12 protein-coding genes are annotated in these 12349 nt (G+C 43.1%); 6 read left to right on the forward strand and 6 right to left on the reverse strand.

The genetic code is table 11. The features are described from left to right. Positions 1–80 precede the first annotated feature (80 nt). Complete coding sequence (locus tag GQS54_RS03100) at positions 81–2642, forward strand: M14 metallopeptidase family protein (protein ID WP_166422545.1); 2562 nt, start codon at positions 81–83, stop codon at positions 2640–2642. 23 nt (positions 2643–2665) lie between these two features. Here GQS54_RS03100 and GQS54_RS03105 read toward each other — a convergent pair whose 3' ends face one another. Next, on the reverse strand, positions 2666–3379 hold the full coding sequence (locus GQS54_RS03105; RefSeq protein ID WP_346766545.1) for a ComF family protein: 714 nt from the start codon (positions 3377–3379) through the stop codon (positions 2666–2668). Between the two features lie 60 nt (positions 3380–3439). Here GQS54_RS03105 and bioH point away from each other — a divergent pair, with 60 nt between their 5' ends. The 3 genes from bioH (at position 3440) to GQS54_RS03120 (ending at position 5531) form a co-directional block, all read left to right on the forward strand. Beyond that, on the forward strand, positions 3440–4216 hold the full coding sequence (gene bioH, locus GQS54_RS03110) for a pimeloyl-ACP methyl ester esterase BioH (RefSeq protein WP_166422546.1): 777 nt from the start codon (positions 3440–3442) through the stop codon (positions 4214–4216). Positions 4217–4284: 68 nt separating this feature from the next. Beyond that, the gene (locus tag GQS54_RS03115) at positions 4285–4551 is read left to right on the forward strand and encodes a hypothetical protein (RefSeq protein ID WP_166422547.1); all 267 of its coding nucleotides are present in this window, start codon (positions 4285–4287) and stop codon (positions 4549–4551) included. Positions 4552–4586: 35 nt separating this feature from the next. Then, a complete protein-coding gene (locus GQS54_RS03120; RefSeq protein ID WP_166422548.1) occupies positions 4587–5531 on the forward strand; it encodes a putative metalloprotease CJM1_0395 family protein in 945 nt (314 codons plus the stop codon). Positions 5532–5655: 124 nt separating this feature from the next. Here GQS54_RS03120 and GQS54_RS03125 read toward each other — a convergent pair whose 3' ends face one another. The 4 genes from GQS54_RS03125 to fkpA all read right to left on the reverse strand — a co-directional run bounded on the left by GQS54_RS03125 (position 5656) and on the right by fkpA (position 10773). Beyond that, positions 5656–6057 (reverse strand): hypothetical protein, encoded by a 402-nt coding sequence (locus GQS54_RS03125; protein ID WP_166422549.1) that lies wholly within the window; start codon positions 6055–6057, stop codon positions 5656–5658. Between the two features lie 327 nt (positions 6058–6384). Next, positions 6385–8715: a Tex family protein gene (locus GQS54_RS03130; RefSeq protein WP_166422550.1), complete on the reverse strand. Its 2331-nt coding sequence runs from the start codon at positions 8713–8715 to the stop codon at positions 6385–6387. A 277-nt stretch (positions 8716–8992) separates the two neighbouring features. After that, positions 8993–9469 (reverse strand): transcription elongation factor GreB, encoded by a 477-nt coding sequence (gene greB / locus GQS54_RS03135; protein ID WP_166422551.1) that lies wholly within the window; start codon positions 9467–9469, stop codon positions 8993–8995. A gap of 554 nt (positions 9470–10023) precedes the next feature. After that, the gene (fkpA, locus tag GQS54_RS03140) at positions 10024–10773 is read right to left on the reverse strand and encodes an FKBP-type peptidyl-prolyl cis-trans isomerase (protein WP_166422552.1); all 750 of its coding nucleotides are present in this window, start codon (positions 10771–10773) and stop codon (positions 10024–10026) included. Between the two features lie 118 nt (positions 10774–10891). Here fkpA and GQS54_RS03145 point away from each other — a divergent pair, with 118 nt between their 5' ends. Then, on the forward strand, positions 10892–11866 hold the full coding sequence (locus GQS54_RS03145; RefSeq protein WP_166422553.1) for a hypothetical protein: 975 nt from the start codon (positions 10892–10894) through the stop codon (positions 11864–11866). 17 nt (positions 11867–11883) lie between these two features. Continuing rightward, positions 11884–12096 (forward strand): SlyX family protein, encoded by a 213-nt coding sequence (locus GQS54_RS03150; protein WP_158771991.1) that lies wholly within the window; start codon positions 11884–11886, stop codon positions 12094–12096. A 24-nt stretch (positions 12097–12120) separates the two neighbouring features. Here GQS54_RS03150 and GQS54_RS03155 read toward each other — a convergent pair whose 3' ends face one another. Continuing rightward, a complete protein-coding gene (locus tag GQS54_RS03155; RefSeq protein WP_166422554.1) occupies positions 12121–12327 on the reverse strand; it encodes a YheV family putative zinc ribbon protein in 207 nt (68 codons plus the stop codon). Positions 12328–12349: the final 22 nt, after the last annotated feature.

The raw sequence follows: 12349 nt of genomic DNA on the forward strand, positions 1-12349 counted from the left end.
ATAAGGTTTGCTTATGTTAATTTCAGCTTAAATATGCGAACCTTTTAAGCTTATTTTACGGTAATAAAAGGTATAGCAATATGAAATGCGGTTGGTTTTTGGGATTTGTTAGTCTAATTATGTTTTCGTTTACGGCCCAAGCCCTAATCGACAGCGACTATTTACCCAATAATACGCAATTTCGTGATGATATTCCTAGCCCGTCTCAAGTTATCGGTGCGCCAGTCGGAGAATGGCATGTCCGCCATGATCAGCTAGTTGAATACATGCGTATTCTGGCTGCTAAGTCCGACCGGGTTAGTATATTAGAAACAGGCCGTTCACATGAAAATCGGCCTCTTTTATTACTGACCTTTACCTCCGCGAAAAACCAACAAAATTTAGAATCTATTCGTGAACATCACGTGTCATCATTTGGTCAAAAAAACGCGCCAGATCAACCTCTTGTCCTATGGATGGGCTACAGCGTGCATGGCGATGAATCGTCGGGAGCTAATGCTTCGTTGTTAATCGCTTACTACCTTGCTGCGGCTAAAGGCGAAGCTGTTGAGGCCCTACTTGATAGTAATGTGGTGCTGATGGAGCCCAGTATCAACCCTGATGGCTTAGCGCGATTTGCCCAGTGGGCTAATGGCAATCGTGGTGAGCAGCTAGTCGCAGATCCTAATCATAGAGAGCATCAACAGCCTTGGCCTAGTGGACGAACAAATCATTATCTATTCGATTTAAATCGGGACTGGTTATTGTTGACTCATCCTGAGTCACAAGCGCGTATTGCTCAGTTTCATCGTTGGCGCCCTCATGTGCTGACTGATTTTCATGAAATGGGCACTAACAGTAGTTATTTCTTCCAACCAGGTATTGCTTCACGCAATAACCCTTGGACCCCAGCGCGCAATACTGAGCTAACGGCAGAGCTGGCAACGTTTCATGCCGCCGCCTTGGATGAAACGAAACAGTTATATTTTACTCAGGAAGCATACGACGATTTTTATTACGGTAAAGGGTCAACCTATCCAGATGCACAAGGCAGCATTGGCATACTGTTCGAACAAGCAAGTAGTCGTGGGCATAAGCAAGAGTCGATTAACGGAGTGCTGCATTTCAGCGATACGATTCAGAATCAAGTGACGACATCTCTTTCTACATTCACTGGCGCTCAGGCGAATAGAGCTGCGTTGCTCGCTTATCCTGAGCAATTCACCGCGCAAACCAATAAGCTTATTAAAGATGATAAAACAGTCGGCTATTTGCTCAGTGAGTCCCAGGATGCTAGCCGTTTTATGCAATTGAAATCTATTTTGCAGCAGCACAAAATTAAGTTCAGTTACTTGGATAAAGAAGCTCGTGTGGATGATGTTGTTTATCAGCCATTGTCGAGTATCTTCGTGCCTTTAAATCAACCCCAATACCGTTTAGTGAAGTCGCTCTTTTCAGACCGAAAAAGCTTTAATGACAATAGCTTTTACGACGTATCAAGTTGGAATTTACCTCTCGCATTTAATATTCAATACTCGCCTGTTGAGCGCAAGTTGTGGCGAAATATCCCTACTAATGACGTACAAAATAGGTCTGCCAATCAATTAACCGCCATTGATGATAAAGACGCCTACGCTTTCGGTTTTTCATGGCAAGATTCTAACGCGCCTCAGTTGCTTTATCGATTACTGGCCAGTGGTGTGCAGGTTAAAATAGCAGGTTCAGATTTCGCAGCTCTGACGACGCAGGGCAATATTAGTTTTACAGCTGGCTCAGTGCTGATCCCATTAGCACTGAAGCAGCCTGATAATCTCCAGTCACTATTGAACGAAGGCTCAGCGCATAGCGAAATAAAAATTTGGTCGATACTCTCTGGCTTAACCGCACAGGGTATCGATATAGGTAGTCGTGATATGCACGCACTTAAAACGCCTCAGGTGCTATTGGTGGGCGGAGAAGGTACCTCACAGTATGAGGTCGGAGAAGCATGGCATTACCTTGATACGGTTGTTGAAATGCCAGTGACGATTACCGATTTATCACGCTTACCTCGTCTAGATTTAACCCGTTATAGCCACATTATTTGGGTCAGTGGTAATTATGCTGAAGTGCCTGAAAAAACAGTGTTCAGGTTAGAAAAATGGTTATCTGCTGGGGGCGTAATGATAGGCCAGCGCACTGGTGCCAAGTGGCTTGCGGATAAGGATTGGTTAAAAGCGTCATTTTTAAGCCCAGATGAAATTAAACGCGCCTTTTCGACGACGGATTTAAATTACGCAGATCGTAATCAACTAGCGGCGAAACGACGTATTGCTGGTGCGGTTTTTGATACCCAGCTTGATTTGAGCCACCCCCTTACTTTCGGATTTACCCGATCACATCTGCCCTCATTTAAAAATAGTACTGTGGTTATGCGAGTGCCTAAAATGCCATTTTTTACAGTTGGACGTTATACGTCATCCCCTTTAATGTCTGGTTATGCTGCAGATGAATTACAAGCGATCATGAGTAAAAGTGCTTCAATTGTGGCTCACAGTGTAGGCAAGGGGAAAGTAATTGCATTTGTGGACGACCCTAATTTTCGTGGATATTGGCGGGGAACTAGGCGGCTGTTAAGCAACGCGATATTTATGTCTAATCTTATTGCCACTGATCAGCCATAATTCCTCAGTATGTTACGGCCATACTAACGTGACGGCTTACTATCATGCTCAAGCGTAAGGCACATACTCCAAATATCGATTTGTATGTTTGGGTTATGGCTTTTGATAAGTTGATAAATAGCTTCAACCGTTGCACCCGTGGTGATGACGTCATCTAAAATCGCTATATGCTGGAATTTGATGGGACGATGAAGCGAGAATGCATTTTTCATATTGGCCTTTCTCTGGGAACTGGAAAGTGACGTTTGCGTTTGAGTGGCTTTATGGCGTGTAATTAAATCCGTTTTCAACGTTATACCTGTTAGAGCTGAAATGCACTTACCTAGCTCTACACTTTGATTGTATTTACGTGTTTGATAGCGCCTAGGGTGCAATGGCACAGGAATTATTACTTGGGGTAATGAATCATTCTTGCTTAAAGCGTGATGAAAAAAAAGCTCGGCTAGCGCATTAGCATGCATGATTTTATTGGAAAATTTTAAACCAGTAATTAAGCGTGACAAAGGCCACTGATAATCTGCCATAGCCAATACATGATCAGCTGATAAAAATTTAAGGCCCCGTTGCGCCTTTGGCCAATTCAATAAGTTGTAATTATATCTTTCGCATTCGAATAATACTAAATCTTGGGTGCAATACCCACACACTAGCGCCTTACTTTCTTGTTTGCACAGTAAGCATTGTTGGGTTTTAGGTATATTTACGTTTGCAAAATTCCACACAAGAGCTGTATCCACTTGATTTCACGGTTTGCGTCTTTACACTAACGCGCTAGTCCTTAAGCGTAGATGAAGTAAATGACAACAGCTTTGAAAACTCATGAATCAGGTAGTGGCCCCAATCTCATTTTAATACATGGATGGGGCGTGAACAGTGGCGTTTGGCAACCGATTTCTGCGCAATTAGAGCAGCTTTTTACCGTGACTTATATCGATTTACCAGGATTTGGTCAGAACAATAAGGCATTTCCAGAAACGTATAGTATCGAGACAGTGGCCGCTGACGTTGCTACCATTATTCCGGCTAACAGCATCGTTATCGGTTGGTCGTTAGGAGGGCTGATTGCACAACAAATAGCCTTAACGGAGCCAGCGGCAATCAAACAACTCATACTCATAGCGACCTCGCCTAAGTTTCAAAAAGATGATAGCTGGCCGGGTATCGCGCCTACTATTTTAAGTGCGTTTTCACTGCAACTGGTACAAGACCTAAGCAAAACAATTGATCGGTTTCTCGCTATACAAGCGATGGGTAGTCAGTCAGCGAAAACAGATATGAAAAAAATTAAAAGCAGTATCGAAGCATATCCACAAGCTGATATTCGCGCCCTTACCGCTGGACTTAGTATATTGGAATGCGTTGATTTAAGACCGAAGCTGCATACGCTAACAATGCCAGTGCATTGGATGTTGGGACGTCTCGACAGCTTAGTGCCAGCCAAGTTGGAAGATTATATACAATCTACCTTACCTGCCACCCACAGCGTGACAGTATTTCCTCACGCATCGCATGCGCCATTTATTTCTCATACTGAAGAATTTTTGACTGATCTGTTAAGTAAAACCGGCATGTAAAAAGTAACTGTTAAATTTCTCCTTTTTGGTTAATAATTAAGCATAAGAGGTAAGTAGAGGTACTCAAAGTGGCAATTTCACTTAACAGCAATATTAATTCGGCATTTGCCAATGGTGTTCAAGGTATTCAGCGTTCCAGTGACCAGATCGCTGAGGCAGGTCAAGACATTGCTAATGTAAATGGTGATTTGCAACGCCATAGTAACACTTCGAGCGTGAGTTTGACCGATAGCATAGTTGATTTGAAAACCGGCGCATTAGGCGTTGAAGCGTCCGCTAAAGTACTTGACGTAGCAAACGACACGATTGGTACCTTGTTAGATACCTTCGCTTAACAATAAATTATTTAATGGAAAAATGACCTAAGAAAATGAACATCGTTACGCCTATTCCTATCGCTGTTGGATTTCCGACAACGAATATAAATACTGAAGCTGCGCGCAGAGATAACACCTTGCGCGAAACAGTTCCAGCGACGACGGGGTCTGAAAATTCAGCCGCAGAGTCGGGCTTAGCTGGTGATCATGACAAAGTAAGAACGCCCGTTCAACAGCTTACGTACGAACGTCCCCAGATTCAGCCTCAAGGCGAGTCTGCATCTGATGTGCAGCAAAACGCAGACAAAGACAATGCACAACAAGAAAGTGCAGGCAAAGACGATGCTGAACAGCAGCAGTTGGCGCAACAAGAACAGCAAGAAAAAGCGGAAATAGACGAACTTCAAAAACGTGATACGGAGGTGCGTACTCACGAGCAGGCTCACGCTAATACCGGCGGTCAATATGCTGGCGCCCCTGATTACGAGTATACAACAGGGCCTGATGGTAAGCGTTATGCCACCAGCGGTGAAGTGTCTATTGATATATCAGAAGCGGACACACCAGAAGAAACGATCCGTAAGATGCAGCAAGTCAAAGCCGCTGCTCTCGCACCAGCCGAACCTTCATCGCAAGACTTGCGTGTTGCGGCTGAAGCCAGCCAAAAAACGCTTGAAGCGCGCAAAGTATTAGCTGAAGACAAAAGTGAACGCACACAAGACGTACCAGATAGTATGGGCGTGAACAAAGCCCAAGGCCAGACAGTGTCTCAAGCTTCGTTCGGACCTGAGTTGGATGAAATAGTACGCGGCACGGATGAAGGTGCACCTACCCGTGATTTAGACGTAGAAATAGCATCACTAAAAAGTGCTGAGCAATCCTCTACTTACTCGGATGAACAACGTAACGACAACACTCTAGTTGCTGAGCGTGTTGTGCAGCGCTTCTATCAAAGTATCAGTGAACCGAAGAGCTACGGTTTGAATTACTCCGCTTGATCTTGCCAATTCTAATCCATTGTGGACGCTCCTAACCTCAGGTAAAGGGCGCTAATTTACTGTGTCATTAATAACGTCGCACTTAGGCTAGCCTACAGTGAATGCAACAGATAACGCCATAGCGCTAATAACCGAAATTATTCACAAACCGGCTTTTATCCTCAGGCGTTGCAGATTCATTACATTTACCAAGAAGATGAAAGCGATTTTCTGATTCGTAGGTATCAATTTCAACGTATCCTTCACGACAATATCCGGTTTCACTTAACTTCAACTCGAGGCGACTATAAAGCGCATCGAGTAAATTTTTGTTTGCAATATGGCTATCTGATTTGGGTGAATTATTTCGCTTTGCTGGAGGACCGCCACCACGCTGTGACATGTTTTTCCCACGGTCACCTTTCTCTTGGTTAGCGCCAATACTGAAATTGAAAACTTTATCATTGGTGTATTTGATGTTGGTCACGAATATATCGCTTTGTTTTGCTTCAGGGCGATGTTTGTCTGCGCATGCACTTAGCACCATAGGCAACAAACACTTACATACTGTTGGATGTATCAGACCTTATGTTAGTTTCGCAAGGGTATGTAAAAGCTATGTAAAGGTCGTAACTCGGCGGGGTTGAATTCGAGGAGTAGCGAAGTTAATTTCTTAACGTGTGCTATGTAAAAGAGGCAGCGTTAAAGCTCGATGAGCTATACCGACTTAATTGTTTTGGTCAATGGTGATGCGAGCATTTGCTTCTGACTACAATAAAAAATCCGCTAAACATAGTCAGCGGATTTTTATATTCTTTTCGTCGGACGTTTTAAGGCTTATAGATTCTAGCGCTGGCAACAGCGTGGAAGAAGCTTAGCTTTTTTTGGCTTTTGCAAAGGCATCAGCGAACGCGTTACCCATAGCTAGATTCGCTGAGGCGGGCTTGGGCTTTTTGTTGTGAGGCTTGCCCGATGGTTTATTAGCTTGATGCGGTTTATTTTCACTATTACTTCGACCCTGATTTGCCGGTGCATTGATATCGTCGTCTAAGCGCATGGTGAAAGATACCCGTTTACGGGCAACCTCTACTTCCATCACTTTGACTTTGACTATATCACCAGTTTTAACTATCTCGCGGGGATCAGAAATATATTTATTGGTCATGGCTGATATATGAACTAATCCGTCTTGGTGCACGCCTACGTCTACAAAGGCTCCGAAATTAGCAACGTTGCTTACCACTCCTTCTAAAATCATCCCTTCTTTTAAGTCACTCAACGATGACACGCCTTCTTTAAAGGTCGCTGTTTTAAACTCGGGACGCGGGTCGCGACCAGGCTTATGTAATTCTTTAATAATATCGCTTACCGTAGGTAATCCGAAGGTGTCATCAACAAATTGTTGTGGCTCAAGCTTCTTAAGCAGCTCGGTGTTACCGATTAAGTCATTGACTGCACTGCCCGAATTTTTCACTATCGCTTGCACCACAGGATACGCTTCTGGGTGAACCGATGATGCGTCAAGTGGATTACTGCCATTCACAATACGTAAAAAGCCAGCTGCTTGCTCGTAAGCTTTAGGGCCTAAACGCTCGACTTTAAGTAAATCTTTGCGGCTAGCAAATGCGCCATGTCTATCTCTGAAATTAACAATGTTTGTTGCCAATGTGCGGTTTAAGCCTGATACATGGCTTAATAAGGCGGCAGATGCCATATTTAAGTCAACACCCACAGCGTTAACACAGTCTTCAATCACTCTATCTAGTGAGCGACCTAAGTTGCTTTGGCTGACATCATGTTGATACTGGCCAACACCAATGGCTTTAGGCTCAATCTTGACTAACTCAGCGAGTGGGTCTTGCAAACGTCGAGCAATGGATACTGCGCCCCTTAACGATACGTCCATATCTGGTAATTCGTTTGATGCCAGTTCCGAGGCCGAATAAACAGAAGCACCTGCTTCACTTACCATTATTTTGCTTAGGCCTAACTCTGGATTCGCTTTAATGACTTCAGCTGCGAGCTTGTCTGTTTCGCGAGAGCCAGTACCGTTACCGATACTGATAAGCTTCACTTTATGCTGTTTACACAACATACCTATAGTGCGTAGACTCTTGTCCCACAAGTTCTGCGGAACGTGAGGGAATATAGTGCTGGTGGCTAAAACCTTGCCCGTAGCATCTACAATCGCGACCTTTACACCTGTGCGTAAACCCGGATCGAGTCCCATGGTGTTTTTTGCGCCTGCAGGTGCCGCCATTAATAAATCATTTAGGTTTTTGGCAAAGACTTGAATCGCTTCCTGTTCGGCTTGCTCTTTTATCACACCGAATAACTCAGTTTCCATATGCAGGGCAATTTTCACCCGCCATGCCCACTGAACAACAGTCATTAACCAAGCATCAGCAGGACGATTAGCGAAATTCAATCCAAAGTGCTGAGCGATGATATGTTCACCATAAGAGCTCTTATCACTGTCTTCTTTTTGTGGATCAGCGTCCATTGACACCTGCAAAAAGTTCTCATTTCGACCACGAAAAAGGGCCAAGCAGCGGTGAGACGGAATTTTGCTTAAGCGTTCACTGTGTGCAAAGTAGTCAGTGTATTTAGCCGCTTCTTTTTCTTTGCCCAGGATCACTTGACTCTTGATATGAGCATTTGCCATCAAGTACTGACGCACCTTTTGCAGCAACGCAGCGTCTTCTGCGAAGCGTTCCATTAAAATATATTTTGCACCTTCTAAGGCCGATTTTTCATCAGCAACGCCTTTATCTTGGGCAATGAACTTGGCGGCTTCAGCTTCTGGGGTTAAATTCGGATTATCAAAAAGGATATCCGCTAACGGCTGCAAACCTGCTTCAATAGCGATCTGGCCTTTGGTTCGACGCTTAGGTTTGTACGGTAGGTATAAATCTTCTAGTTCGGTTTTATTATCACAACTTAAAATACTGCGTTTAAGCTGGTCGGTTAGCTTCCCTTGTTCATCAATCGTTTTGAGGATCACGTTACGTCTGTCATTAATATCACGAAGATAAACCAAGCGCTGCTCCAGCAGACGAAGCTGAATGTCGTCTAGGCCGTTGGTCGCTTCTTTACGATAGCGAGCAATAAAGGGCACGGTTGAGCCTTCATCTAAAAGCTTGACGGCAGCTTGTACTTGAGTGGCGTTGACGTGAAGTTCACTCGCGATTTTTTCAATGATCATGTAACGGCCCTATTTTGGCGAATTTATGAAGGTGTAAAGTAATTATGAAAATAGCTCAACAAGGCTATATATGGGTCTCGAGGGTAAAATACTAGCGTTAAAAGGCATAATTATGGATTATTTTTTGAAATTGTAGATATAAACTTTAATATGGCACGCGTCGTTAACTGTTATGGGCTTTTTGGCCAATAAGTCCATAAAGCTAATTCAATATTTTCAAATCCATTATACAAGGGCTAAAGCGGTTATATCCATTGACGTATTAGTCTTAATTTGACTATTTTTTATACTCTATCGAAGTGATATACCAGTCTTTACAGCCTGTGGGTGTGCTAACACTTGCCACATCATCCACTTCTTTTTTGATTAACGCACGCGCCATGGGCGAGTCAATTGATATATATCCCTTCGCATCACCGTAGATTTCTTCTGGGCCAACGATGCGAAATTTTTTTGTTTCTCCTTGGTCATTCTCGATTTCCACCCATGCACCGAAGAATACTTTTCCATCTTGTTGGGGAGAGTAATAAACTATTTTTAGATCCGGCAGAAGTTTTCTTAAGTAGCGAACGCGGCGATCAATCTCTCTTAGTTTTCGTTTGTTGTATTGGTAATCTGCATTTTCGCTTCGATCACCTAAGCTTGCGGCCCAAGTAACGATTTTTGTAATTTCTGGTCGCTGTTTTAGCCACAGATCGTCGTGCTCATCGTTGAGTTTTTTGTAGCCCTCAGGCGTGATCAATTTTGTTTTCAAGCCTCAATCCCTTTCTACGTAGTAACGAGTATTATTTGTGCGCAATATGTATACGTTATGCCTATGGGTAGTATTTTTCATATTGGGCTTTAGGTTTTCAGAAAAACAGGAGCTCTAGAGCAGACTACATCTGCTTAAGTCTAACTGGAATAAAAACGATTTTATTAGCGTAATTTATTACAAAAAATAATCACTTTCTAGGTATCAGTTTTTAGTTTGTAGGCTAATCTTAAGGTATCAAGTAGTTAGAAAGCGCATTCGCTTCAGTTAACTAGTTGATTATATCAAATTCACCCTTTATTTTTTTGGTGCTAAGGTAGGGCATCTGCAGAGATACAGCATACCAAGTTCAACCATTACCCGGATATTCTGGGCCAAATAACCCTTTTTTAAGGGTCTAAAACCGAGGGAACAAGGTTCAGCAAGGAAAGAAGCTGGTGAGTAATAAAAAACCGAACATCTGTGATGCTCGGTTTTTTTATTTATTAGGGCCTATTGATGATGGGTCTACACGACTTCATACATTTACAAACCCAATTTCTACGCGTAAAAAACTATTCGCTAGCTTCTTCAGTTGAGGCTACATCTAATAACTCAACTTCGAATACTAAAGTTGAGTTAGGTGTAATTTTACCTGTTGCGCGTTCACCGTAAGCTAATTCAGACGGAATAAAAAACTTGAATTTAGAGCCAACCTTCATCAATTGAACGCCTTCAGTCCAACCTGGAATGACGCGAGCTAATGGGAACGTTGCAGGCTCGCCACGGGTATAAGATGAGTCAAACTCAGTTCCGTCAAGTAACGTTCCTTTGTAATGCACCGTTACCGTGTCTTCAGCTGTAGGAGAAACACCTTCGCCTTCTGTTAGCACTTCATACTGCAAACCTGAGTCGGTTACTGTCACTTCTTCACGCTCTGCGTTTTCCGCAAGGAATTTTTCGCCGTCGGCAACATTGGTTTCAGCTTTTGCATCAGAAATGGCTTGTTGCTTTTCGCGAGAAGAGGCTTCCATAGCTAAAGTAAGCGCTTGAATTTCTTTCATCTCAAGCTGTGATTGTCCTTGCAGGGCAGCAACAAAACCTTTAACGACTAAATCTTTATCAAGGTTAACGTCTAACGCTTGTTGTTCAGCCATTTTCTGCTCAATAAACTGACCCACGCTTGCACCCATAGCATAAGCTTGTTGCTGTGCTTCGGTATCAAGCTTTTGCTCTTCAACTTTTAGTAAATCCGTGTTTTGTTGACCACAGGCTGTAAGGCCAATGGCTGAGGTAATCAAAATCGCGATAGCAGTTTTTTTCATTTACGTCTCCCCTGAGATAATATGTGTCGAATACATGACTTGTGAAGTGTTTCAACTTGATAAAGCGCTTATACTAAACGCCCTGAGCGAAAAGAGAAACCCAATTAGGAACAATCCATTGACCGTATTACTAAGATTAAGTTTAATTTTTTTATTCCTAAGTGGCTGTTCTGGGCAATCATCAACACCAATAATGTCTTGGCGACATGCTGATGATGGTGCTTATGCGGCAAATATATCGGCTGATGCCTCGTTAGCTGTAGTCTCAAGTGTGACCGGTGGTATATCGGTTTGGGACTTAGAGCACAATAAAAAGCTTTATACTTGGCAACACCAAGGCGAAGGTAATAACTTGGTTGCAAATGTGCATATCGCCTTCGATAACAGTTATGTGGTGACTTCAGACCGAGAAGCTTTTGCCTTATGGAACGTTACCAGTGGCGATCCTGAGGGTTTCTGGCGCATTGATGAATCAAGCATTCGAGATGTGGCTGTTTCGAACCAAGGGCGGGGTGTTTTAGTAGCCAGAGGCAATGGCAAGGTGATGTTTTTTGAACCTAAAACCGGTCGTCGACTGGAGTTTTTAGGGCATCAAGAAAAGGTCAATAGCGTCGATATATCGCCCAATGGATTCTACGCCCTCACGGGAGGTAACGATTACACAGCTTATCTATGGGATACTCGGTCTGGGCAAGTTATTCATAGCTTTACCCATAGTAGTCGCGTGACCAAAGTTGCATTAGATGATAATGGGCGTTACGGGTTTACCGCAGATAGCAAGCGCGATGCACGCATTTGGGATCTCGTGACAGGCGAAGAAGTCAGTAATTTGCATTACCTTGCCCGTCAGAAAATTTTTAGCACGGCAGTTTTTTCCCAAGACGGCCAATATTTATTAACAGGTTCACCGGCTAAGCGATTGAATTTATGGCGTGTGTCAGACGGTAAAGAATTGCAAGAATGGCAAGTATCACCAAGAGAGGGCAGTCGACCGCAAACCGCCGTGGTTTATGGTGTTGGTTTTGCTAAGAACAATCAAGTTGTGTCAGAGAGTAGCAGTGGTTTAGCTGAGTTCTGGCAGATAAATGAGTAATTAAATTAGAGTTGAATATGCAACACATAGAAGCAGATATAGAACAGCTACAAATGAAAGTCGCCTTTCAGGAAGACACGATAGAAGAACTGAACAAAGCCTTGATCAAGCAGCAAAAACAGCTAGAGTCATTGGAATTTCAGTTGTCTCACGTCATCAATAAGGTTAAAGAAATTGAAGTGCCCAGTGGCGATTCTCTTGACGTCGAACCGCCACCGCCTCACTACTAAGAGGAAGGTACTGAATATGAATGTTTACTCAGGTTTGAATACGCCAATCACATTTTCACTTTGGTGAGACGCTTTTTTCACCTCTTTATTGGTTTGAGTTTGTTGATAATGGCACTTTATACATTCCATTTTTTCAACATTGTTCTCAAAATAAAGCATCAGAGTATCCATGCTTTTACATTGAGGGCAGGTTGCCCCAGCGATAAAACGTTTTTTAATTTTAGTCGTCATACAAGAAGATTTCTTCGGTCAG

It is taken from the genome of Paraglaciecola sp. 20A4, assembly GCF_011378905.1.
In the GTDB taxonomy this organism is placed as follows: Bacteria; Pseudomonadota; Gammaproteobacteria; order Enterobacterales; family Alteromonadaceae; genus Paraglaciecola.